Annotated in this window: 20 protein-coding genes; 8 read left to right on the top strand and 12 right to left on the bottom strand. The window is 40.4% G+C overall.

What is annotated here, in order from left to right; translation table 11 throughout:
• Positions 1-32: 32 nt before the first annotated feature.
• Both KO525_RS09450 and KO525_RS09445 read right to left on the bottom strand, forming a co-directional pair.
• Complete coding sequence (locus tag KO525_RS09450) at positions 33-2,054, bottom strand: tetratricopeptide repeat protein (protein ID WP_215963557.1); 2,022 nt, start codon at positions 2,052-2,054, stop codon at positions 33-35.
• Positions 2,044-3,855, bottom strand: a complete 1,812-nt coding sequence (locus KO525_RS09445; RefSeq protein WP_215963556.1) for a hypothetical protein — start codon at positions 3,853-3,855, stop codon at positions 2,044-2,046. The genes KO525_RS09450 and KO525_RS09445 overlap by 11 nt, the downstream gene beginning before the upstream one ends.
• Before the next feature lie 127 nt (positions 3,856-3,982).
• Here KO525_RS09445 and KO525_RS09440 point away from each other — a divergent pair, with 127 nt between their 5' ends.
• The 4 genes from KO525_RS09440 (at position 3,983) to KO525_RS09425 (ending at position 7,151) form a co-directional block, all read left to right on the top strand.
• Entirely contained in the window at positions 3,983-5,824 is a 1,842-nt protein-coding gene (locus tag KO525_RS09440; protein WP_215963555.1) for a carbamoyltransferase, read from the top strand.
• A gap of 111 nt (positions 5,825-5,935) precedes the next feature.
• Positions 5,936-6,604: a hypothetical protein gene (locus KO525_RS09435; RefSeq protein WP_215963554.1), complete on the top strand. Its 669-nt coding sequence runs from the start codon at positions 5,936-5,938 to the stop codon at positions 6,602-6,604.
• Positions 6,601-6,999, top strand: a complete 399-nt coding sequence (locus tag KO525_RS09430) for an SxtJ family membrane protein (RefSeq protein ID WP_215963553.1) — start codon at positions 6,601-6,603, stop codon at positions 6,997-6,999. Before KO525_RS09435 ends, KO525_RS09430 begins: the two co-directional genes overlap by 4 nt.
• Positions 6,999-7,151 (top strand): DUF5989 family protein, encoded by a 153-nt coding sequence (locus KO525_RS09425; protein WP_215963552.1) that lies wholly within the window; start codon positions 6,999-7,001, stop codon positions 7,149-7,151. The genes KO525_RS09430 and KO525_RS09425 overlap by 1 nt, the downstream gene beginning before the upstream one ends.
• A gap of 169 nt (positions 7,152-7,320) precedes the next feature.
• On the opposite strand, the gene KO525_RS09420 is transcribed toward KO525_RS09425, so the two are convergent.
• From KO525_RS09420 to rpsP, 5 genes are all read right to left on the bottom strand, one after another.
• The gene (locus KO525_RS09420) at positions 7,321-7,794 is read right to left on the bottom strand and encodes a nuclear transport factor 2 family protein (RefSeq protein WP_215963551.1); all 474 of its coding nucleotides are present in this window, start codon (positions 7,792-7,794) and stop codon (positions 7,321-7,323) included.
• Positions 7,795-8,516: 722 nt separating this feature from the next.
• Positions 8,517-8,882 carry a 50S ribosomal protein L19 gene (rplS, locus tag KO525_RS09415; protein ID WP_215963550.1) on the bottom strand — a complete coding sequence of 122 codons (366 nt, stop codon included), beginning with the start codon at positions 8,880-8,882 and terminating at the stop codon, positions 8,517-8,519.
• A gap of 29 nt (positions 8,883-8,911) precedes the next feature.
• Positions 8,912-9,682: a tRNA (guanosine(37)-N1)-methyltransferase TrmD gene (gene trmD, locus KO525_RS09410; RefSeq protein WP_215963549.1), complete on the bottom strand. Its 771-nt coding sequence runs from the start codon at positions 9,680-9,682 to the stop codon at positions 8,912-8,914.
• 19 nt (positions 9,683-9,701) lie between these two features.
• A complete protein-coding gene (rimM, locus tag KO525_RS09405; protein WP_215963548.1) occupies positions 9,702-10,238 on the bottom strand; it encodes a ribosome maturation factor RimM in 537 nt (178 codons plus the stop codon).
• A 36-nt stretch (positions 10,239-10,274) separates the two neighbouring features.
• The gene (rpsP, locus tag KO525_RS09400) at positions 10,275-10,523 is read right to left on the bottom strand and encodes a 30S ribosomal protein S16 (RefSeq protein ID WP_215963547.1); all 249 of its coding nucleotides are present in this window, start codon (positions 10,521-10,523) and stop codon (positions 10,275-10,277) included.
• A gap of 251 nt (positions 10,524-10,774) precedes the next feature.
• On the opposite strand from rpsP, the gene KO525_RS09395 reads away from it, so the two are divergent.
• Both KO525_RS09395 and KO525_RS09390 read left to right on the top strand, forming a co-directional pair.
• Positions 10,775-11,650 (top strand): sulfotransferase, encoded by an 876-nt coding sequence (locus KO525_RS09395; RefSeq protein ID WP_215963546.1) that lies wholly within the window; start codon positions 10,775-10,777, stop codon positions 11,648-11,650.
• Positions 11,647-12,648: an aspartyl/asparaginyl beta-hydroxylase domain-containing protein gene (locus tag KO525_RS09390; RefSeq protein WP_215963545.1), complete on the top strand. Its 1,002-nt coding sequence runs from the start codon at positions 11,647-11,649 to the stop codon at positions 12,646-12,648. The genes KO525_RS09395 and KO525_RS09390 overlap by 4 nt, the downstream gene beginning before the upstream one ends.
• A gap of 169 nt (positions 12,649-12,817) precedes the next feature.
• Here KO525_RS09390 and KO525_RS19975 read toward each other — a convergent pair whose 3' ends face one another.
• Together KO525_RS19975 and ffh are read right to left on the bottom strand one after the other, a co-directional pair.
• Positions 12,818-14,272, bottom strand: coding sequence for a sulfotransferase (locus KO525_RS19975; RefSeq protein ID WP_215963544.1), 1,455 nt, complete (start codon positions 14,270-14,272; stop codon positions 12,818-12,820).
• Between the two features lie 30 nt (positions 14,273-14,302).
• On the bottom strand, positions 14,303-15,691 hold the full coding sequence (gene ffh / locus KO525_RS09380; protein ID WP_215963543.1) for a signal recognition particle protein: 1,389 nt from the start codon (positions 15,689-15,691) through the stop codon (positions 14,303-14,305).
• 341 nt (positions 15,692-16,032) lie between these two features.
• Between ffh and KO525_RS09375 the strand changes: the two genes are divergently transcribed.
• Both KO525_RS09375 and KO525_RS09370 read left to right on the top strand, forming a co-directional pair.
• Positions 16,033-16,749 (top strand): inner membrane protein YpjD, encoded by a 717-nt coding sequence (locus tag KO525_RS09375; protein ID WP_215963542.1) that lies wholly within the window; start codon positions 16,033-16,035, stop codon positions 16,747-16,749.
• A 73-nt stretch (positions 16,750-16,822) separates the two neighbouring features.
• Positions 16,823-18,100, top strand: coding sequence for an HlyC/CorC family transporter (locus tag KO525_RS09370; protein ID WP_215963541.1), 1,278 nt, complete (start codon positions 16,823-16,825; stop codon positions 18,098-18,100).
• Between the two features lie 356 nt (positions 18,101-18,456).
• Here the strand turns inward: KO525_RS09370 and gshA are convergent, their stop codons facing one another.
• The 3 genes from gshA to KO525_RS09355 all read right to left on the bottom strand — a co-directional run bounded on the left by gshA (position 18,457) and on the right by KO525_RS09355 (position 24,373).
• On the bottom strand, positions 18,457-20,031 hold the full coding sequence (gene gshA, locus KO525_RS09365) for a glutamate--cysteine ligase (protein WP_252736618.1): 1,575 nt from the start codon (positions 20,029-20,031) through the stop codon (positions 18,457-18,459).
• Positions 20,032-20,150: 119 nt separating this feature from the next.
• Positions 20,151-21,746, bottom strand: a complete 1,596-nt coding sequence (locus KO525_RS09360; protein WP_215963540.1) for a sulfotransferase — start codon at positions 21,744-21,746, stop codon at positions 20,151-20,153.
• A 152-nt stretch (positions 21,747-21,898) separates the two neighbouring features.
• Positions 21,899-24,373, bottom strand: a complete 2,475-nt coding sequence (locus KO525_RS09355; protein WP_215963539.1) for a TonB-dependent receptor — start codon at positions 24,371-24,373, stop codon at positions 21,899-21,901.
• Positions 24,374-24,564 lie beyond the last annotated feature (191 nt).

The following is a 24,564-nucleotide window of genomic DNA, read 5'->3' as shown; positions in this document are numbered from 1 at the left end:
GTGGGTGTCCTGATAACACCCTCACAATTTACTTAGTTTAAGTGGCGTTTAATCTGTGGAATGTTTTCTAAAGCCGTTTTATTAGTCGGATCTAATTCCAATGCAGCTTCTAAATAAGTTAAAGCTTTGTTTAATTTCCCTACTTCTGAATAAGCATGAGCTAATGCAAGCCGCGCGTTTACATCTTTTGGGTTTTCGATTAACACCCGCTTTAAAAAACGAATTGCTTCAAGCGGTTTATTCCCCTGGATAAGCTGAATCCCTGTGTTAAAACTCCTCTCAGAGTCATTTGGAATTGCATCAGCCAACAATTTTGCGGTGCGTAAATATAATTCAACATCATTGTTTTTCTTCGCTAGTTTTTGCGTTTCAGTCGCTAACGTCATCCAGTCAATTTTTTTCTTATAAGCGGCAAAGCCAATTTCATCAAGTTCGTTAATTTTGAGCGGTAACACGACTCGTTTAGGTTCATCAGTGAACGGGTAATCTGCCATAAGACCCGCGATTTTAGCAGCACCCCAATACACCTCAGCTCGCAATAAAGGGATGTCACTTTGGGCTTGGCTACGTGGGATTTCGTTCCGGAACTTACCAAATAATTCAGACTTTTTTAATGCAGTATAAAATACATCTGAAATCTCAAAGTAACCTTTAACTGTTGGATGCAAGTGTTCGATCATAACACTCTCATCTATAATTCCCTGTGGAGATGCCCGCTCTAACGCCAAATTTGCATCCACAAAGATTGCCGAAAACTCTTCCGCTAACTTTTTAATAATACCGTTAATTTCATTTGGACCTCGAAACCTGAGCAAATCATTTTGTCGCGCGGCTTCAAAATGTTGTTTCGCTAGTGGAATGTTGAATTTCGACAAATTGTATTGCCCTAGCCAGTAATGTGCGTTAGCGCTACGTAGATTTGCCATTGCGTGTAAAACTTCAAGTTCACCTTGTTGCAACATAGGCGCTTGGGTTTTCGCGTTTTGCGTTAATGCAAAACGAGCTAATGCTAATTTAATCTCTTCAGTTCCATTAATACTACGGTGGGTGTCTACGCTATTTCTGATGTTTGTTTGTTGAGTCTCTTGATTCAAATTTGAATGGGTGTCTTGATAATTATCTTGAGTCTCTTGATTTAAATTTGCTTGGGTGTCTTGATAATTATCAGAGCTCACTTTTTTTGAAGCTAAAGCGTTTACAACATAATCGACAGAGATGGGCTTTGACACAAAGGGGGCTTGGTCGACAAGATTACTGCCTATAGAACTAATAAAAACAGGGATACCAGCACGTTGGTATTTTCCAAGTAACAGTGCCATATTGCCTTCAAACTGTGCTAAACCGGCGTTAAATAGGTCTGAATCCACTTCAATATTTTTGTGTTTGGCTACTTTAGCCATTACAGTACGTGACGTTCCCGTTGATTGATCCATCTCAGGTTGAGCAAACCAATAATAAATGCGCTGCATCAATTGGAATATTCTTAAGTCCTTGAGTTTAAGGTACATTAAGGTCGCTCCTCGTGAGTTGGCCGCCGTGTAATTGCTCCCTACACCGAGAATCCCCAAATACTCATTGTGACCCGCATAAATTAGTACTGCATCCGGTTTTTGCTCAATGATCTCATCGGCAAAATCCAGCAATGTATAACTATTTACCGCGGAAAGTGCAGTATTCACCACTTCAACGGTTTGTTCGGGAAAGGTTTGTTTTAGTCGATAATCCAACATTCCAGCAATCGAAGCCCCTAACCCATATGGAAAGCCGGCGGCTGTTGAACCCCCTTGAACAAATAGTCTAATCCCGTCTTTGGGTTTTTTCTTCAAAAAGAAATTAGGTTCAATCGTGACGTTCGGTGCTAATTTATCGTTGGCAAAATAACGTCCGACAACTTGCGGCATGGGTAACAAATAATGAGGCGCGGCTGGGTTTTCAATAAATAAAGGTATCGACTTACCAAATCCAGAAAATCGAAGCGCAAACTCAATGGCAACAAAAAATAATATTGGTATTAAAAAAGCAATTACTCGAAACACCCAAGTTTTAGTTTTCATTTTTTAGCCTTATTGCTTGTTCAACTTTTCCGATAAAAAAATCCACTCTACTCGTATCTTTCAACTTTGCTTTCGCCTTAATTAACAAACTTAAACTGCTATCAAACTGCTTCAACAGAAAATAATTATGGGCTAGATTTAATATATAATTTTGATTATCTGGGTCCAACTTTAACGCTCGTCGTTGGTAAAATGTTGATATTGGTATGTCGCTAATTTGTCGGTAGATTAACGCTGCATCATTTGCCGCAATTGGTGAGTTTATTAGCGCGTCCGACAATACACCATATACTTTAGCTGCCTGTCCTAACTGTTTATTTGCTTTATAAATTGATATTAATTTCTTTTGTTGGGCTATCCAATCTATACCTTGTGCTCGTTCGATCAAAAGGTAATCTATTTCTGATCTTGGCGTGAACTCAGGTAACGGCTCAAATTTTACTTTAAATGGATAATCGCTCTTTAATTGTTTAATTTTTAGTTGCGCCCATGCTTCATCAAATTCAGTTACAGGGACATCCAACCAAGCTTTTTGGCGTGTTACGGAAGTATATTCATCCCCAATCAAACCGGTATTTTTAATTGCCGTATAGAAACTTTCAGCCAGAATAAAATAACCTCTCAAAGTCGGATGTACATGTTCTAACATAAGTTGTTGATCAATGATCCCTAACCTCGAATCTTGCCGATACAACTGTTCTACATTAACTAGACTGACACCGTCTTCAGCCGCGAGGTCGCTGATGACTTGATTAAACGCACTCGGTGCCCTAAATCGAAGCTGATCGAGGTCTTTTGCATTAATAAATTGCTCCAAAGCCTCATTAAATTTACGATTACTAACAAATGATAATGCAGAAAGATAAGCTTTACTTGCGTCATCATCGGTTTTATTTAACAACTGAATTTGCTCAGTGGATAAGTCACTCGACTTGACCGCTTGCTGCCAATCAACCTTCCCAATACTCGAAAACGGTGGCTGGTCCTGCTCATTACTGACTAAGTTCGCCAACAAAACGGGGATCTGTTGTGCTTTATACTTGCTCAGTATAACTTTCAAATTATCCCGAAATTGCTCAATACCTTTATGATATAGCGAACTGTCGTACGCGATATGTTGCCCCTTCGCTACTTTCGACATTAAAGAGCGAGATGGCTCATTGCCATCTTTGGATAATTCTCCATTCCACCATGTATACACAGTTTGAGCGAGTTGATACAGTCGCAAGTCTTTAAGTAGCAAAAATGCCAACGTTGCACTTCGCCCACCTCTAGCAGCAAATGTAGAGCCTACGCCCATTACGCCCAAATACTCATTATGTCCGGCGTAGATCAAAATAAGGTCAGGCTCAATTTCGATAATCTCATCAACAAAATCCATCAAAGTATATGAGTTAACAGCAGCCATTGCGGTATTAATTACTTCAATATTTTTGTGAGGATACGTCCGTTTAAATCGTTGCTCTAACATACCTTGCAGGGAGCCAAACCGGCCGTATGGGAATCCAGCTGCTGTACTTCCTCCTTGCACAACAATTCGAAAAGTAGTTTCAGCTTTGTTCTTTTGAAAGAATACGGTGTCAGGACTGACATTTGGAGCCGCATTTGGATTTGCAAAGTATCGTTGGATTATATTTGGGTTAGGTTGGAGATAGCCTGGCATATCAGCACTTTCAACAAACAACGGAACGGTCTTACCAAACCCAAACGTTCGTAAACCAACTTCAGCCAATCCCAACAATACAAATGGAATAATGATCGCGATGAGATAAAAAACAGGCCGAGTCGTTCGTGTCGTCAAAAGGAAATACTACCAATTAATTCAATACATAGGTATGCAACGGTAGCGAATGAGGTCGATTGCCGCAAGGTAAAAGTGCTAGACTCATTAGTTAATACGAATGCATAAATTGCCAACTAAGACATCTATGACAAAAAAAATTCTCGGTATCTCAGCTTATTATCACGACAGTGCTGCAGCGATTATCGAAGACGGTAAAATTATTGCTGCCGCGCAAGAAGAGCGTTTTTCCCGCAATAAGCATGACCCCAACTTTCCTGCACAAGCAATTCAATTTTGCCTAGATGACACTAATTGCAATTTAGAGCAATTAGACGCGATCATTTTTTATGACAAACCCTTACTTAAATTCGAGCGGTTATTAGAAACCTACTTTGCCAATGCTCCCTTTGGTATTCGTTCATTTATTCGCGCAATGCCTATTTGGTTAAAGGAAAAACTGTATTTAAAGAGCATTTTGCGTCGAGAATTGAGGAATTTGGCCGGATTGGATAAAAAAGCCAAACTACCAACATTATTATTTAGCGAACATCATCTTTCACATGCTGGCTCAGCATTTTTTCCATCGCCATATGAAGAAGCGGCAGTTTTATGTTTGGATGGTGTTGGGGAATGGGCAACCTCAACAGCCTGGTCAGGAAAAGAAAATAAACTGTCACCTATTTGGGAAATTCAATTCCCACATTCTCTTGGACTCCTCTATTCGGCATTTACCTACTACTGTGGATTTAGGGTTAATTCCGGAGAGTATAAACTAATGGGTTTGGCACCTTACGGTGAACCTGTTTACGTTGACAAAATTCTAGATAAACTTATCAATGTTCATGACGACGGCAGTTTCGACTTAGACATGTCTTACTTCGATTATGCCGTGGGCGATCGTATGACAAACAGTAAGTTCGATAAACTATTTGGCGGGCCCGCTCGTTTAAGTGACTCCGAAGTAAGCCAAAAAGAAATGGATTTAGCCCGTTCAATACAGGTTGTCACTGAGGAAATCGTTCTTAAAATTGCCAAACATTTATATACACTTGTGCCTTCAAAAAACCTTTGTTTAGCCGGTGGCGTCGCCCTAAATTGCGTTGCTAATGGTCGATTACTTAGAGATGGTCCTTATGAAAACATATGGATCCAACCGGCTGCGGGTGATGCCGGCGGCGCATTAGGTGCCGCATTAGTTGCCTGGCATCATTATTTTGAGCAACCTCGATTAATTGACTCTTCGAACGACGCTATGTTTGGAAGCTATCTAGGGCCATCTTATTCAAATGAACAAATCAATGCAGAAGTTGAGAAGCAAAAGTTAGTTGCGAACAGTATAAGCAATGAAAATCTTTATGATCATGTTGCAAAATTAGTCGAGCAGGGAAATGTTATTGGTTGGTTCCAGGGGAGAATGGAATTTGGTCCGCGTGCCTTAGGTAACCGTTCTATTATTGGTGATCCGCGAAATGTAGCAATGCAGTCGACAATGAATTTAAAAATAAAATACAGAGAGTCTTTCCGCCCCTTTGCTCCCGCCGTATTAGCCACTGACGTCGCAAAATATTTTGACCACGATGTTGAAAGTCCCTATATGTTATTCGTCGCAGACATTAAAAGTGAGCTAAAGCTTAAAACCGACAACGCGCTATTTGGTATAGACAAACTAAATCAAAAACGTTCGACACTGCCGGCGATTACCCATGTGGACTACAGTGCCCGTATACAAACGGTTCATGAAGATACCAATCCAGAATTCCATAATTTGTTATCTTCATTTAAAGCAAAAACAGGATGTGGTGTATTGGTTAATACGTCATTTAATGTTCGTGGCGAACCACCTGTCTGCTCCCCAAAAGATGCTATTCGATGTTTTTTGGCTACAGAAATGGACTACTTGGTAATGAACAATATTGTACTAGCTAAAACTGATCAGCCGCAGTCTGCAATAGATGTCGCTAAATCTATTAAATTTGATATGGATTAAACGATGTTTTCTCTGATGACAAATAAAACTCACTCATCCACCTTTGATAAATACGATTCGCCTCGGTGTAGCAGAATTAGGTTTAATCTTAAAAATAACGCAAACACTTACATGAATTTGCCAGCAAATAACATGGACACCCATGCAAACCCGCCGGTAGTTAACCCCGTAAATAACGTTGACACCCATGCAAGTTCGACGGTAATTAATCCAGTAAATAACATGGACACCCATGCAAACCCGCTGGTAATTAACCCAGTAAATAACGTTGACACCCATGCAAACCCGCTGGTAATTAACCCGGTAAATAACATAGAAAATAACATAGACACCCATATAAACCCGCCGGTAATTAACCCAGTAAATAACGTTGACACCCATGCAAACCCGCCGGTAATTAATCCAGTAAATAACATGGACACCCACGCAAATTCGACGGTAATAAATAACGTTGACACCCATGCAAACCCGCTGGTAATTAACCCAGTAAATAACATGGACACCCACGCAAATTCGACGGTAATAAATAACGTTGACACCCATGCAAGTTCGACGGTAATTAACCCGTTAAATAACGTTGACACCCATGCAAATCCGACGGTAATTAACCCAGTAAATAACGTTGACACCCATGCAAACCCGCCGGTAATTAATCCAGTAAATAACATGGACACCCATGCAAATTCGACGGTAATTAATGCCGCAAATAACTTGGACACCCATGATAATTATTTAACAGTCCTACCCATCTTTAGCAAAATAGAGGGAATGAATCTATGAATAGACCCGACTTAAATGAACTCAAGTCATTTGCATTGACAATGAGCTGGGCGTTTCCTGTCATATTTGGGGCGTTCCTGCCTTGGTTATTTTCCTATAACTGGCAACTTTGGCCTTTTGCTATCTCTGTTGTTTTAATGTCGTTGTACTTAGTCAAACCGAGTTTTATTTATTACCCATTTAAATTTTGGAGTGTGATTGGTGGGGTAATGGGATGGATTAATACTCGAATTATTTTGAGTTTAAGCTTTTATATATTGATCGCCCCTTTAGGGGTTGTACTGCGCTATTTTGGAAAACTTCAATACAAATCAAAAATGCCAACGAATGCAACTTCAAATTATGTCAAACCTGAGGCAGAATCGAGTAAGAACAATTTGGAGAATCCGTTTTAATGATTGAATTTATAACTGACCTTTGGGCATTTTTAAAAGTCCGCAAAAAGATCTGGCTCATGCCTATCATTGTCATATTAAGTCTGCTTGGCGGGTTAGTAGTTGCAACACAGCAATCAGCTTTAGCAACCTTTATCTATACGTTATTCTAATTTAAAGGGGAAACTTCCCCTTTTTATTTTTGCCACTCATTTTGAGCTTTGAGTAGGTTCTAAATAACTTTCCAACCATTTAAAATGATTGTTTTGTGAATTAATAAACTACACAAAATTCAAAACCAGTTTCTGCATTGAAAACAGCGCTATTTTAAGTTACTTGATATTATTCGTGATATTTTCGAATAACAGCGACTTTTCCATCTTCAATTTCAAGCACTTCCATCATAACCTGCGAATAGGCAATTTCCTGATTATTTTGCGGGTGGATTCCTTTTACGGAATTCTTGTACCTAATCGCGATTGCAGAGTGATTAAAGACAAATACATTTAACAATTCAGCTTTGTATTCTGTATGCGCGCCCATATAGAACGTCATGCCCTTTCTCATCGCTTGTTTGCCATCTGGTTGACGCGAATCGTCGGTGACATACGGAAGATGTGAATGACCAATATCATCTTTAAGCAAGGCTAAATAATCTTCTAGTGCTTCGGGAGTCGTACCGGGTAACTGAGTCTTTACCATAGTGTCGAAATAAGTTTGAGCAAATTTTTTCAAATCTAACTCTTTTGCATCCCCATGAGCAAAGACGGTGGTCGAGAATACAAAACATAAACTGACTAATAACCACTTTTTCATAAACTTTCCTATTTTAATGTTTTATCTATATTTGAAATTTTCGTTTAAAAACATTTGTCTAAACAGCAATTTAGCACAAACATTATCCAACATAACAATATACCTCATCCCCTCAAAACTATTTTACTTAGAACTGAATAACTTTAGTATTTACAGCGATCTATGTAGCCAAAAAATAGACTTAAAGATAACTGCATACTTGATTATCAATAAAATATAACGATTCACATCATATAGTACATAGAATTTAAGACTCACAGCTTAAATAAAATTGACGAGTTTCACCGTTTCTTTCCCATAACCGAAAAAATTCCAAAATAGCTCATTAGCGCTTAACACTTGAGAAACCTCCATAGCCACACCAGAATTTCAATACTAGCGGTCACCAAGGGGCTTTTTACGTAGTCATTTTTTTAAGACGTGTTTCTGATAACAAATGAATAGTGATCTATTATCTTAGAGACAACGTTGCTCACCTAGCCCAACCATTTCTATCCAATCTGGCGCGACAGAGCCGTCTTTTTAGTTGAGTAAACTACTGATCGCAACTGAATATTCTGCGCGGTGATGGATATAATACAAGTTAGACGTATTTAAAATGAAAGTCTGTAATCTTGGTTTAAATGCCAAGCATAAAAAAAGGAGCACTATGTGCTCCTTTAATAATTAGCTTTTTGCTGCGCCGCAATTGTTGCCACGCAGGTGCATCGGCTAAGAAGTTCTTATCTTTTTTGCAACTTCTCTTTGATACGTGCTGATTTACCAGAACGCTCACGCATGTAGTAAAGTTTAGCGCGACGTACATCACCACGACGTTTAACTTCGATGCTTTCGATAACAGGGCTGTGCGTTTGGAATGTACGCTCAATACCTTCACCGTTAGAAATCTTACGAACTGTAAAAGCAGAATGTAGACCACGATTTTTCTTCGCTAGAACGAAACCTTCAAACGCCTGTAGACGTTCTTTAGCACCTTCTCTTACTTTAACTTTTACAACTACCGTGTCACCAGGGCCAAATGCCGGGACATCAGTTTTCATTTGCTCTTCTTCAAGAGCTTTAATGATATTTTGACTTACTTTGCTCATTATATTCTCACTTTTCTAGTTTCACTGTCCTACTTAGCTTCACATTTTGTTTCGTCGTGTTCGGTTTGGAACGCGGCTAACAACTTCTGCTGTTCGTCAGTCAGAGCTAGATGATTAATTAAATCTGGTCTTTTCAACCAAGTTCTTCCAAGCGATTGTTGTAATCGCCATTGACGGATTTTTTCATGATTACCGCTAAGTAACACGTCAGGTACCCGTTGACCATCCAGAACCTCTGGTCTGGTATAATGCGGACAATCTAGCAAACCATCTGCGAATGAATCTTGCTCTGCTGAGAGTTTATGTCCCAACACACCAGGTATCATCCTCGACACTGCATCTATCAGTGTCATTGCCGGTAGTTCACCGCCGCTCAGAACAAAATCACCAATCGACCATTCTTCGTCAATTTCCGATTGAATAACTCGTTCATCTATTCCCTCGTATCGACCCGCAACCAACACTAATTTATTATGTTGGCTAAGCTGTTTTACGCCTTCATGGTCTAACTTTCGTCCCTGAGGAGAAAGATAAATCACTTTTGCCCCTTCACCAGCAGCCTGCTTTGCAGCATGAATTGCATCGGTCAAAGGTTGCACCATCATTAACATTCCTGGACCACCACCGTAAGGTCGGTCATCCACTGTACTGTGTCTGTCATGGGCAAAATCACGAGGATTCCACGCATTAAAGTCAATCGTACCGTTTTTAATGGCTCTGCTAATTACCCCTTGTTGGGTAATGGCATCAAACATTTCTGGAAAAAGCGTTATTACGCCTAACCATAATTGACAATTCACGATCCTAAAACCATCAATGTCAAAAACCCGGATCCCAGTCCACCGTAATGGTGTTCTCTTCCTTGTTAACTGAAAGTATTACATCATCCTGGATGTATGGGATTAACCTTTCGGTTTTACCAAATGCGTCGGTCGGATTTGCATCCACTACAAGAACATCATTTGATCCCGTTTCCATAAGGCCAGATACTTTTCCTAAATCGTACCCTTTGTCGGTTTTTACTAACATGTCTTTTAAGTCACGCCAATAAAACTCGTCATCAGACAATTCAGGCAGTTGGTCGGCTGTTACATAAATTTCGCCATGAAGCCAAGCCTCAGCATCATTCATGTTGTCAACACCGTCAAACTTCGCAATCAAACCCTTGTTGTGTCGGCGCCACTCGGCAACCTTCACAAAACGATTACTGCCATTAAGCGTTACACGCCATGGTACGTAATCAAAGATCCCTTCAGGGACCTCAGTGTAGGCGTTAATCTTAAACCAGCCTTTGATGCCATATGATGCACCAATTTTTCCAACTAGAATGTATTCTTCGTTTTGAGACTGACTCATTTTATTACCTTCACTTTCTGCTAATAATCGTATTGATTAAGCCGCTTTTTTTGCGTCTTTAACGATTTTAGCAACGCGATCAGAAACCTGCGCGCCAACACCAACCCAGTATTCGATACGATCTAAGTCAATGCGTACTTTCTCTTCTTGACCTGCTGCAATCGGGTTGAAGAAGCCAATTTTCTCGATGAAACGACCGTCACGTGAACGGCGGCTATCTGCAACTACGATTGAGTAGAATGGACGTTTTTTCGCGCCACCACGAGCTAAACGAATAGATACCATAATTTCCTCAATTATTACTTTTAGTTACGGCGAATTACTCGCCCCCTAGTTTGGACACCCCAAAAAAGGTCGCGCAATTGTACGGATTTTGAGTTAAATTTCAAGTTGTAATTGACTATTAATAGCGGATTATCTTGTTAGGCAGATATCTAGCTTAGATCTTACTTAGAATGTGGCGATGTCTGGTTTTTTTCGCGTATTTGATTATCATGGCATTTACTCATTTAAATGCGTGATAAATTATCTTTTATATGAACTTTGACCGACCCATCATCATACTTGCAGCACCTCGCTCCGGCAGCACACTGTTATTTGAAACCTTAATGGCGACAAAAAACCTTTATTCTATCGGTGGAGAAAGCCACGCCGTAATCGAACATATCCCTGAATTAAGCACAGTTGCAAACGGTTATATTTCCAATACATTGACCAAAAACCACGCGACTAGCGCCGTAACGTCTTTATTGAAACAACGGTTCTCAATGGGTTTACGCGACCGAGATGGACGACCACCGAATAAACAACAGGCGGTTCGATTTTTAGAAAAGACCCCTAAAAATGCGTTGCGAGTCGAATTCTTAAATCACGTTTTTCCTGACGCTTTATTTATTCATTTAGTCCGTGACCCTTTACCGAACATCAGCAGTATAATAGAAGCATGGCAATCGGGCAGGTTTCGAACATATCCGCAACTGCCAGGGTTTAATGGCGAATGGTCGTTATTATTGCCAGACAATTGGCAGACCATGGTCGGTTCTCCGGTGGAAAAAATTGCGAGCTTCCAATGGCACGCCTGTAATCATTCAATTACAGAAAGTCTAAAAAATATTAGCGAAAATAGAAAAATAACAATTAATTACGCTGACCTACTCGCAAACCCGCTAGAGATGGTTAATCGACTCTTACAATTCTCCGGCCTCGTTTTAGACCAACATTTAGAGGCGAAGGTGACGCAACCCCTTGCAACATCGCGCTATACGGTTTCAAAGCCTAACGAAGTAAAATGGCACAAACACGCTGACGACATTCTGCAATACGCGCCGCAACTCCAACCGTTAGTCAACAACGTAAATGAACATCTTATTGCCAGTGCTTCCAGCCAAATCAATTTGGATTTTAATCGATGAAATTGCCACACGAATTTACTCAACTCCCGATAACTTTTGATATTGAAGCTCTTCAAAAGGAAGTGACTCAGTTTTCAGAAAATGAATGGGTCGCACATCATGAAGGGTTTAAAGGGAATTCAGCTATTCCGTTGCTCAGTGTTCAAGGCGGTCAGAACAACTTGTTCTCAGGGCCTATTGCGCCCACTGTGGCATTAAAACGCTCGCCTTACTTACAACAGGTAATCGCATCATTTAATGAAATCGTTGGTCGGTCTCGCCTAATGCGTTTAGAAGCAGGCGCTGAAGTGCCTTTGCACAGTGACATTAATTACCATTGGTACGACCGAGTTAGGATCCATATCCCAATCGTTACTGACGAGCAGGTGATCTTTTATTGCGGCGACAAACAAGTCCATATGGCTGAGGGAGATGCTTGGATCTTCGATTCATGGAAAAACCACCGTGTTGTAAATGCTTCAGATAAAACGCGTGTCCATTTAGTTGTTGATATCAGCGGCTCATCACGATTTTGGAACTGGGTAAAACAAGGAATTAATATCGACAATTTGAGTCCTCTAGGTAAGGCGCTAGGCGAAGAGTTCATCCAAAAAGTAAGTCAATTTCCAACCCTACCGTTTGTTGAGGGGGCTCAAAGGCCAATTAGATGTGAACGTGTTAATACGCCAGTGGTAATGCGTCCAGAAGAAGTTAATCACATGATCACAGAATTGATAAGTGAAGTTAAATCGGTCGATGGCAATGAAATGAGCGCGATTGATACACTATCAGATCTTCTCGCATCGTTTTATCAAGATTGGCGTCAAATTTGGTCAATCTACGGCGAGGCTCAGGGTGGGTGGGACTATTATCATCAACTGCGCGACAGCACATTTCACCGTTGTCGCGAAACTGCCGAAACGCTTCAATTGACCAATGAAAGTCCATCAACAAAAATGCTTATCCATTGCCTAATTGACCCATGTTTCAATCCAGAAGTCGCACAGTTTAATCGTTAATTACTAATCATGCTCACGATATACGTGCTTCAAGTATGTTTGGAAACGATTTAAGGTGTTTTGGCTGACTAAGGATTTATCGGACTGCATTTATTAAGGTTATCTTTGGAGGGGATTAAAAGCAAAAGGCTCATTGGCTTCAGAAATAACTTAACGCTGGTGAATAAAGCTACATTGAGGTTGTGAAGAATGTCTCTACGTCCTCACAAAGCTTATCAAATGTGGCGACCTGTTGTGGGGTTAAGCATTCCTTATATTTTAATCCAGAGCCAATCGAGCGGCTATTTATAGGTTGGCGTACTTGTGAAACACTTGGGGTCAATACTGCTCTTGTAGATTGATAGAAGGTCAAACACTGCGATTCAAACGGGAGTTCACAGTAAGCTAACATTCGTCTAATTTCAGCTTCAGGACATTCAACAAGCTTGGCATAGCTAACCAAATACACACCACGGCCATATGTCTGCTGCCAAAACTGACTTAAATGCAAATACCCCTGCCAATAAAAGCCGATATGATTTATATCATAAGAATAATGATGCCCGGCCGAGAAATACTGCTTATAAACACTAAGCGCATTATCCAGAGGATTTCTTACCACATTAATGACTTTGGCATTTGGGAATAACGTTTTAATTAACCCTATATGCATAAAATTATTAGGGTTCTTATCTATAAAAACGCCGGTATCATTAAGTGTATATTGCCTAGCCTGCTGTAAATAAGTCCGCCTAAGTGTGTCTAATTGCGCGTTTGTTAAACGGGAAATAGCAGACGGGTACCCACCGAGTTGTTGTATATCTATCGCAAGTCGTTCGATAAAGGGTAACTCATCTGTTGTATCAACCCATGAATGACTAGCCAATATCTGTTCCAATAAGGTCGAGCCCGAGCGCGGCATGCCGACAATAAAAATCGGTGCCTCAGTTGCTAATTCACCATTTGTTTTTTTACTTTGAGTTTGCAAGTTTAGGCCTGACGCGTTACCGCGATTGAAGCTTTGTATTTGCTGACGAATTAAGTCGGCATAAGCATTGCCAGGAAAAGGGCGGTGTTTAGCGATAATGTGATTTGCCACACTTAACGCATCAAATGCCTTTTCAATATCACCTGCAGCTTCAAGTCCTTTGGCCAGAGCAAAGTTTAATAATGCCTGATTGCCTTCAGTACAAGGAGCATGCAGTAAGGATTCGATTTGCGACAATTCAGAACTTTGCAATTTACGGTCTTTCAAATCTGCCAACGACCAAAAGCCAACACCGACGTATTGAGGATACTCAGTGATAAGTTGATTGTAGCACTCAGCTGCGTATTCGCTATTGCCCAACGCTTTGTATAAATGACCCCGGTTTAGATCTAAAAACGGCAGCTGGCTACGATAGATTTCGCAGGCATCAAACGACTTAATAGCCCCGTCGGTATTACCAACCTGAACGCAATACTGAGCATGTTTTAATAGCCAGTTAGGTAAGTCTTTGTGTTTTAAGTCGGGCTTTAACGTGGATTGTAATGCAATTAATCTGTCGATAATGTCAATTGCTGAAAAGTAATCTTCTTTTTGCTCAGCGAAACTCAGCTCATTTTGCAATGAGCTGTTCTGCTGTTTAAGAGACGATTTTGTCACTGTGTTCAGTGTTGTTTAAGGATAATTAAATTATTTTAAACGAGGGAAACCGCCAGGCATTTTTCCGCCCATAGCGCCACCCATACCACCGCCCATACCGCGCATCATCTTCATCAGACCGCCGCCTTTCATCTTCTTCATCATTTTTTGCATTTGCATGAATTGTTTTAAAAGACGATTTACATCTTGCACTTGAGTGCCGCTGCCGGCCGCGATACGACGTTTACGAGAGCCTTTGATTAAATCTGGGTACTGACGCTCTTTGCGTGTCATTGAATTGATAATAGCTTCCATTCGGAGAAACTCTTTATCATTCACTTGGTTTTTAACGGCATCTGGGATCTTGCCCATACCCGGCATTTTGTCCATTAATGACGACATGCCGCCCATGTTTTGCATTTGTGAAAGTTGGTCACGGAAATCTTCTAAATCGAAGCCCTTGCCTTTCATCACTTTTTTAGCGACTTTTTCTGCTTTTTCGCGGTCGATCTTAGATTCAATTTCTTCGACAAGGGATAAAACATCCCCCATCCCCAAAATCCGACTCGCAATACGTTCAGGATGGAAAGGTTCTAACGCATCAATCTTTTCACCCATACCGATAAACTTAATTGGTTTACCCGTAATGTGCCTAATTGATAGCGCAGCACCACCTCGTGCATCACCGTCTGCTTTCGTTAAAATAATACCGGTAAGCGGCAGTGCTTCATTAAATGACTTCGCAGTATTTGCGGCGTCTTGACCTGTCATGGCATCAACAACGAACAATGTCTCAATTGGGTTGATCGCGGCGTGTAGGTCTTTAATTTCCGTCATCATAGCTTCGTCAACAGCCAAACGTCCGGCGGTGTCGACTAACAAAACATCAAAGAATTTTCGTTTAGCGTGGTCAATAGCGCCATTAACAATGTCGATTGGTTTCTGTTCGATTGAACTTGGGAAAAACTCAACATCAACTTCGGCTGCTAACGTTTCAAGCTGCTTTATTGCCGCTGGACGATAAACGTCGGCGCTCACAACTAAAACAGACTTTTTCTTTTTCTCTTTTAAAAACTTCGCAAGTTTACCAACTGAAGTGGTTTTACCTGCACCTTGTAAACCGGCCATTAAAACAACAGCTGGCGGTTGAGCGGCAAGATTTAAATCTTCATTTTTCTCGCCCATGGCTTTTTCAAGTTCGCCCTGCACGATCTTAACAAAGACTTGGCCAGGCGTTAGGCTCTTGCCAACATCTTCACCAACAGCTCGTTCTTTAACGGCTTTAACAAATTCACGAACCACTGGCAAAGCAACGTCGGCTTCTAACAACGCCATTCTAACTTCGCGTAGTGTGTCTTTAATGTTGTCTTCAGTCAGTCGGCCACGGCCGCTGATTTTTTTCAACGACTCTGATAAACGTTCGGATAAATTGTTAAACATAGGGAACTTGTCGCTCTTAAATTATCTAAAAGGAATACGCACAATAAGTAGCGGATTATATACATGTGTAGACGTAAAATACAGAAATCAAGCTGCACTTCATGTGCATATATCCATGTTCGCGGAAAATAACGAATAAAAATGTGCAGATCGTGCCTTTAGGATGAGCCATTATGATATTTTATGGTAAAGTTCTCGCTCATAATTAATGTCATTAGATCATTGATAACAACTATAAGGAAAATAACGTGATGTCCATCGAGTTGGGATTGTTCCTATCTTGCCTGGTATTCCTGTTCGCTGCGGGTTTATGTGCTAGAACACTAGTCGGTAAATCGAACATGAATTTTAAACTGTTATTTAGCGCTGCCTTAGTCGCCATATTGCTTCAACTTGTTACTGCCAAGCAACTTTTGTATGTTTCAGGTGGGATCCATCTATCTCTTGTTTCAATGTGTTTAATCATCAGTGCATTGATAAATATTGTGATCGTCATCCGCTCCTTGTCACATCTAAATACAATGCTGATGTTAGTTAGTTTCGGTTTTTCAGGCTTCCTAACGATATTACTGATGTTTGTACCTAATACATCACTAGCCTATATAGGACCCGAGTTTACAGTATCGACCGCGACTCTTGTCCATATTTTACTGTCGGTTGCAGCCTATTGTATTCTTGTTATCGCCTCACTTTATGCCATCCAATTTCGTTATATCGACTCAAAACTAAAAGCAAAAACACTTTCTCTACACAGTCATTTGCCCCCATTAAGTAGCGTTGAAGCCCAACACTTTAGATTAATGGCTATCGGATTAGTGCTACTGACTTTGGCACTTGTCACCGGATTTACCTTTTTAGACAACATGTTTTCTAATCAATATGCCCACAAAACGGTATTGTCTATCGTCGCATGGGCCATCTTTTTAACACTAGCTATTGGTCACAAAGTATATGGATGGCGCGGAAACAACAGTGCTATTGCCACTATTGTTGCGGCTTTCATCTTAACTTTGGCCTATTTTGGCAGTCGATTTGTTCGAGAGATACTACTTAATTAGTCGTAGATCCCTTGACACTTAAGTGAATCGATCATACTTATATAATTCAATTAGCAACACAGGAAAATAATTTTTGGACGCCATATCTACGAGTACCCTGTTTATCGCGCTTGCGGTACTCATTTTTATCTCCGCCTACTTTTCGAGTTCTGAAACAGGCTTAATGGCGATCAATAAATATCGTTTAAAACATTTAGAAAACCAAGGGCATAAAGGCGCGGTTCGTGTTTCTAAAATGATGGAACGTCCTGATCAGCTTATTGGTCTCATATTAATTGGGAACAACCTTGTTAATATCGGCGCATCATTTTTAGCTGCCGAAATTGGGCAACGACTCTACGGTGACGTTGGTTTAGCTGTAGCGGCGTTTGCACTTACATTTATCATTTTAATCTTTGCAGAAGTCACCCCTAAAACACTGGCTGCTTTGCACCCTGAAAAGGTTGCATTTCCGAGCTCAATTGTCCTGATCATTCTAATGAAGGTACTTTATCCATTTGTCCTAAGTGTTAACTATATAACTAATGGACTGCTTATTCTTTTGGGTATTAGTGCTAAAGACCGCGCTGAACATAGTTTAAGTACCGAAGAACTCCGAACCGTTGTAAATGAAAGCGGTGGGCTGTTACAAGACAATCACCAAAACATGTTGGTTAACCTACTAGATATCGAAAATATTAAAGCAGAAGACATCATGATCCCGCGTAATGAAATTTATGCGCTAGATATTAATGACGATTGGAAGGATATTTTAAAGGGGTTAACTAACTCGCAGCATACCCGCCTGTTGTTGTATCGGGATAACATAGATGATGCTGTCGGATTTATTCACGTACGTGACGCATTAAGATTATTGGCCAAAGAAGACTTTAGTAAAAATTCCTTATTACGTGCCGTTCGTGAGATTTACTTTACACCTGAAGGTACGTCGTTGTTTACTCTGTTACAAAAACTGCAACAGAATAAAGAACGAATTGGCTTAGTCGTAGACGAATATGGCGATATTCAAGGCTTATTTACCCTAGAAGATATTTTGGAAGAAATTGTAGGTGATTTTACTACTGGCATGACAGTTGATTCGAGTTTTGAACTTGAAGAACAGAAAGATGGAAGCTACGTTATCGACGGTAGTGCTTCAATTAGAGATATTAACAAAGATATGTCATGGTCATTGCCTACTGATGGTCCAAAAACGATTAACGGCCTTATTCTAGAGTATATGGAAGATATACCAGAACCTGGCGTTTCGATTCAAATTGCAGATTACCCTATTGAAATTGTTGAAATAAAAGACAACAAGGTTTATCAAGCTAAGATTTATCCTCCACTTGAGGAAGGCGAAGAAACTTGATGGATATCGCTCTTTGATACAGCTCTCTAATACCGCGCTTTAAAGCTGCAAATGATCCAAAACTGGATCATATTTAATTAATGATAGATTGCTTAACATTTCGAAACATAGTGTTAAAACGTGATTGTCGAACACCCATTTAAAGCCTCGTCTAATCCAGAATTTACCCAAAACTAAAACCATAACATTGTATTTCAATTGAAAGTTCAATATCGGCTAATAGTTAGTGTTGGCTTTTCTTCGCGCTTGTAATATTGGTGATGAGGGCAATAAAAATCGGCAGAGGTATTTACTAATCTGTTTGTAAAATCTAACCGAACATGGCCACTTCGAGCCATGTTCGAATCAAGTTAGTTTTAGCTATTTGTTTTAAAGTATTGTTCTAAAAATTCATCAAAACTAACGTTATCCGCTGCTTCAATTGCTTCTCTGTCAATTATAGACTGACGTCCTTTATCGACCATATATTGACGAGTAAAGGTATCTGCTGGTGTTTTGAGAATGGCGTCTTTGTAATATGCGGCCAATTCCATTCCGACCTTACCATTGTCTATTCCTCGCGTGAGTAACTCCGTCATTAATTTTCCAGACAAAGTTAAGTCGGGATTACTGGCCGTTTCACTAACGTTACTCACGGCCTTTGCGTATTCTTCACCACCGTAACTTTGATCTAACCATTTCGCGATTTCAGTAAAATCAACAAACATTGATTCTAACCATTTTTCTCGGCTTACGACTTGTCCATTTTGGCTAAGCGTAAGATCGTCACGACGGCCGTCAACTACAACTTTATCTTGATTTTCTTCGGCTTCAGCCTGTTGTTGGTCGGTTAAGATTTCTTGAGGCTCAAGTAAACAATATAAAAGGAAAACATCTAGAACACGCATCTGCTCCATTGTTATACCGTATGGTGAAAACGGATTAACATCTAACGCACGTAATTCAACATACATTACACCACGATTCTCTAATGCATCTGTCGGCTTTTCACCCGATTTAGCCACTTGTTTTGGTCTAACAGGCGCATACAGTTCATTTTCTATTTGAAGAATATTGTGATTTAGCTGCTTGTATTTGCCGTCAACTTTGACACCAATGTTTTTATATTGCTCAGACTCAGTATGAATGGCTTTACGAAGCTTTTCGATATATTGAGTCAATGAACCATATTCAATATTTAAAGCCGATTGAGCGCTATTCGTGTAACCGAGATCACTCATTCTTAACGACGTTGCATTTGGTAAGTAAATAGAACCTTTGCCAAACGTTTCGAATTCAAATTGGCTTTCGCGCCCACCTAAAAACGATTTACACATTGCAGGCGACGCGCCAAATAAATAGGTAACCACCCAGACAAAACGCTTAATATTGCGAACCATGTGCATATATTGCGCAGACTGGAAGTCTTTACTTTCACTTGTGTCGCCTAATAACTCTTGGTATTTTTGCCAAAACTCTTCTGGCAGCGAAAAATTGTAATGGATCCCAGCAATTGCCTGCATCATCGAACCGTAACGGTTTTTTAACCCTTGACGATATGTCGACTTCATTTGGGCCACATTAGACGTGCCATAGTGGGCGATTCGAATATCAGACTCATCACCGATAAAACACGGCATACTCATAGGCCATAACATTTCTGAGCCTATGTTTTCGAGTACAAATTTGTGCACGTCTTGGAGTTGATTAAACGTTTCTTGAATGCTGTTAGATGGCGGCGTTATAAGCTCCATCAAGGATTCAGAATAATCCGTTGTGATATAAGGATGAGTAAGTGACGCACCTAATGCTTGCGGGTGGTCTAGCTGAGATAGTTTGCCCTCAGGGGTAATTCGTAAACCTTCACGCTCTATACCACGTTTAATATTTTTAATCGCGGTGGAGAACTCAGCAGTCTTAAGCTGCTCTAACTTGTCATGTACTGTTGTCAAAATACAACCTTTCCTTAAAAGCGGACGTGCGCACTAGAAGATGTGTATGGAGTCATCTTAGCCAAATTTAAAGGTATTGCCCGATAAATATTCACTAAACCCGATCATTTGCTTGTAAATCAATCGAGTTTTATCCCCTGTGATATAACTTCGTTATAAGCAGGTTGTAAAAACGACCGATATTTTAGCCACTGCCCTAAGGAGCTTGTGCTAATTTTAGACCGCACTTGCACCGAGCTTGCCGTGGCAACAGCTGACTTGTTGTTCGTTATCTCTAACATCTTGCTGTCATATACTAGACCGCAAAACTCAACAAATTCTTTCCCAATTATTTCGGGTTGTTGTACAAAATCGTCGTAGCGAACAATTTTAAACTGATCTGGAAAAGCGGTTTGCCAAAACTCCGCTAAACGAACAAATTCACAATAATATTTAGCGGTATCAACTTGGCTAAAAGCGTAGTTATAATATGAGTCTGTGAGCGAAAACAGTTGTTTGTAATTACCCCATATCGTGTCCATTGGGTTACGAATAACACAAACAATTTTCGCGGTAGGAATTGCACCAATAATAAAACCGGCATTTAGGACATTTAGCGGCATTTTATCAACAAATCGTGAGGCACCTTTAACGATATTTTTAACGCATTGTCGATAAAGTTCGCCAATTTCTGACAAATCCGAGGTTATCGCTGCCTTAATTGTCGCGGGGTCCAAAATATATTGGCTGGATGTTTTGGCAATTCGCTTAATAGCAATTGCAAACTCCTGCAACTCACCCGCAGACTTAACTATGTTGTTATTTGTTAACACTCGTTCAATAAGCGTCGTACCAGAGCGCGGCATGCCAGTGACAAATATAGGAGCAAAATCAAGATCAGTGTTGGTCTTTTGTTTTTTACTATTATTGCGATTAATCTCCTTAATCAATTCTTCCGTAAAGCATGTTTTTAATGTCTCAAAAATCAATTGGTCTTGAGAAAACTGGTAGTTTAGCGACTTGGCTTTTTCACCTTTAGCAATCTCGAGTTGCGAAAAGGCAGCACCGAATTCATCGACACTCCCTAACTCCCGCGCTAACGCATGGGCAATATGCAGTTTGGAATTAACGCTTGTCAGTTTAGGTAATAAAGCTTGCAGCCGGTCAATGTGATTGTGCTCTTTGTCCGTACCGCCTAAATGACTCAAAGATGAATGAGCTTGATAAAAAGTCGGCTCTAACTTGATAGCTAGCTCATAAGAATTTCGTGCGTCATCAAACAGGCCAGCAAAGGTTTGCGACGACCCTAAATTATAATAAAAAGACGCGTCAGGCTTAAGCTTTATCGCGCGTTTGAAATATTCTATCGCCTGGTCGTGATCGCCAATCCGTGACAACGCAACGCCAATCGTATCAATCGTTAATGCATTGTCTAAGGTGAATTGTTGAACTTGAGAAATCGCCTCATGCGTTTTGTTACTATCTCCAATCAGGGCATAACACCTAGCTAAGTGCGCAAAGTATTCTGCGCATGGATGCATCTGCGCGGCTTTTGACATCAATGCTACGGCCTTTGTATAAGTGCCAAGTTCAGCTTCAATTACCCCCAATAAAAAATAGCCATCATAAAAACTGTGATTGTTGTTCAAGATTTGAATTAAAGCACGTTGGGCTACATCAAATTGCTTTTTGTTAATCGCTTGTATCGCGGTTTGGTGTAAGTGTTTTTCTGACATTGATTATCTTTTTGTATTTCAATTTAAGGCGCTATTCAATCGGTTAGCTTATCGAATTTAAGAGCTGAGTAATACCTCAATAAGCAAACTTTAGGACAATAAAAAAGGCACCAAATGGTGCCTTTAACATATCGATTTAGATTAGTACTTGATTAGAAGCTTTCAAATTTATAATCGAATTTAACACCAACTGTTCGAGGTGTGCTGACAAAATAACCGAAGTTACGTTGTAAATCTGTACGGTTCGCAATATCCGCATCAAACTTTGCACTACCGATATCCGCTTGAGAACGACGAACAGAAGTTACCGCATATTCATCCAACAAATTATTGATGTACAAGGTAACTGACCAAGCTTCATCGGATAACGATGCAGAAAGATTTGCTAGACCATAACCATCAATTGTTTGGCCATCATTTTTTAAGCCGACGCGTGTAATCAATTCACTCTGGTAAGTATAACCAAAGTTAACATCCAACATTTTGTCATCCAAAATTTCGGTTGAATACTTCGCTCCTAACGCAAACTGATGTTCAGGTGCGCCAGGCAGTCGATCGCCTTTTTCACCGTCCTTCCATGCTTGACGGGCTGGGTCATCAACAACACCAAACAAATAAGGAGCATCTCCCGCTAATTTTGCTTTGGCTAACGAATAACTACCAAACAACGACAGCTCGTTAGACAACATTGCCCGTGCGGATAATTCAAGACCTGAACTTTCTGCACCACCAGAGGCATTGGCAATTATTGGAATTTGACCATTTTGTGTAGCACCACCGATTTGGGCATCTTCCCACTTAATATAAAAAGCAGCACCATTCAGATGTAAACGATTGTTAAACAAGGTCGACTTCATCCCAATTTCATAGTTTACGGTTGTATCTGGTCGAAAATCTACTTCATGTGGTAATGCACACAACACTTGTCCAGGGTTTGCGATGTCTTCAGGAGTACAAGCTGCAACCCCATTTGAACCACCAATACGGAATCCTTCGCTTATAGTAGCGTATGTCAACAAGTCTGAATTGACTTGATAACTCACATTGACTTTAAACAACGTACCGTCATTTTTTGCATCTTGAAACTCACGATTGCCATCAAGGTCAATTGCGTCGCTCGCTGCGCCACCAAATACCGAGTTATATAGCGGTAAGTCATAAGATGACATGCTGTTTATTTCATATTGATAATGTCTAAAACCAAAAGTAGTGGTTAATGCGTCCGTGACTTGGTAACTTAATTCACCAAAAATGGCGGATTCCACTAATTCAACATCCCCAACAGAATAATACTCTAACGAATCAGGTCGAAGATTACCGTCAACGCCCCACTCATTTATCGCATATTCGTCAAAACCTGGTGTAAACTCTTCACTGGTGTTAAAAGAATCAAATTTGCTGTAATACCCACCAACAATCCACGAAAGGTCTGATTCACCCGTTGAAACTAAACGAACTTCCTGAACAAACGACTCATTCTCTGCATCTTCACGTGTATACGAGCTGAATGCTGGGAATTCTTCATAAGAATAAGCAAGACGTATCAACAAATCAGTTTGATCACGTTGTCCGAGGGATTCAAATGAAGATAAACTCGTTGCTGATGTTAACTCAGCAAATCCAAGATCGGCCGTTATTTCTAACGCCAATAAATCTGTGGTTTTATCCATTGGTTCTTCAACACGATATGCAGATTCATATTTACCTACAATATCTGTCAACGCATGATCTGGGGCAAGTGCATTATGATGAACAATAGAGCGCCCACCGACTTCCTGTTGCTGATAGGTATACGATAATACTGCATCGACCTTATCGGTTGGCATCCAACGTAACATAAACTTAGCCGTTGACGTATCGTCGTAGTTCGCATCAGCAGACTGTTTAATATTCGCGCTTACTTGACTGGCATCTGACCAATCTGGATCTGGTAATGAAATTCCGCTTTCTTTAACGAGATAATTGTAGTCAATGTAACCGGCATTTTTTTGTTGCTGAAATGCGGCTCTAAAACCTAATTCATCACTAATAAGTGGCATGTTAACAATAAAGCCAACTTCATGACCTGTGCCACCTTTATTAACTGAATTAACACCACCATAAACACGACCAGAGGTTTCATCTAATACGGGCTTGTTCGGAATATATCGAATTGCCCCACCAAGTGAGCCTGCACCGTATAATGTGCCTTGTGGACCAATTAATACTTCAACACGCTGTACATCGAGAATTTTTAGGTCAACCGTTAACGGGCTTTCACCGACATAAACCGCAACTGTGCCACCGTCAGCACCGGGACCTGATGAGTCGGTGTTCAAGCCACGTACAATAATTGGAGAACGACTACGGTTACCTTGGTCTTGTATCGTCAAACCCGGAACCCAACGCGCAACATCAGTTAATTCGCCAATATTTTGGTCTGCCATAATATCGCCATCTAATGCGGTAATATTTACAGGAATATCTTGAACGGAGGCTGCACGACGCGTAGCGGTTACTTGAATTACTTCGATGCCTTCATTGGCGCTTTCTTCTTCTGCTGCCACACTATGTGGCTGATATATTGCGGTGCTGAGCGCCGCAAAAACTACGCTATGTTTAAATAGTGTATTTTTAGTCTTTTTCATGCCTACTCCTGAAAGAGGGAAATATGTTTAATGTAGTAATTGTAGAACCCGGTTCTTTGCTCGAACCTTATTAGAATTATTATTTTGCTCATTCCTTGGCTGAGCTGGCTTTTACAACAACAAATTGGGCATTAATAAAACATCAAATTTATTTTTGTACAAAAACGGCAGATCCCTAACCTTCCTTTTTT

The organism is Psychrosphaera sp. B3R10, assembly GCF_018861025.1.
GTDB lineage: Bacteria > Pseudomonadota > Gammaproteobacteria > Enterobacterales > Alteromonadaceae > Psychrosphaera > Psychrosphaera algicola.
The sequence above is the reverse complement of the archived record's forward strand: the minus strand, read 5'-3'. Positions and strand labels throughout refer to the sequence as shown.

Coding starts and splice junctions, on each gene's coding strand:
- KO525_RS09450 (WP_215963557.1), bottom strand. CDS start 2,054: ATGAAAACTAAAACTTGGGTGTTTCGAGTAATTGCTTTTTTAATACCA.
- KO525_RS09440 (WP_215963555.1), top strand. CDS start 3,983: ATGACAAAAAAAATTCTCGGTATCTCAGCTTATTATCACGACAGTGCT.
- KO525_RS09435 (WP_215963554.1), top strand. CDS start 5,936: ATGAATTTGCCAGCAAATAACATGGACACCCATGCAAACCCGCCGGTA.
- KO525_RS09430 (WP_215963553.1), top strand. CDS start 6,601: ATGAATAGACCCGACTTAAATGAACTCAAGTCATTTGCATTGACAATG.
- KO525_RS09425 (WP_215963552.1), top strand. CDS start 6,999: ATGATTGAATTTATAACTGACCTTTGGGCATTTTTAAAAGTCCGCAAA.
- KO525_RS09420 (WP_215963551.1), bottom strand. CDS start 7,794: ATGAAAAAGTGGTTATTAGTCAGTTTATGTTTTGTATTCTCGACCACC.
- rplS (WP_215963550.1), bottom strand. CDS start 8,882: ATGAGCAAAGTAAGTCAAAATATCATTAAAGCTCTTGAAGAAGAGCAA.
- rimM (WP_215963548.1), bottom strand. CDS start 10,238: ATGAGTCAGTCTCAAAACGAAGAATACATTCTAGTTGGAAAAATTGGT.
- rpsP (WP_215963547.1), bottom strand. CDS start 10,523: ATGGTATCTATTCGTTTAGCTCGTGGTGGCGCGAAAAAACGTCCATTC.
- KO525_RS09395 (WP_215963546.1), top strand. CDS start 10,775: ATGAACTTTGACCGACCCATCATCATACTTGCAGCACCTCGCTCCGGC.
- KO525_RS09390 (WP_215963545.1), top strand. CDS start 11,647: ATGAAATTGCCACACGAATTTACTCAACTCCCGATAACTTTTGATATT.
- ffh (WP_215963543.1), bottom strand. CDS start 15,691: ATGTTTAACAATTTATCCGAACGTTTATCAGAGTCGTTGAAAAAAATC.
- KO525_RS09375 (WP_215963542.1), top strand. CDS start 16,033: ATGAATTTTAAACTGTTATTTAGCGCTGCCTTAGTCGCCATATTGCTT.
- KO525_RS09360 (WP_215963540.1), bottom strand. CDS start 21,746: ATGTCAGAAAAACACTTACACCAAACCGCGATACAAGCGATTAACAAA.
- KO525_RS09355 (WP_215963539.1), bottom strand. CDS start 24,373: ATGAAAAAGACTAAAAATACACTATTTAAACATAGCGTAGTTTTTGCG.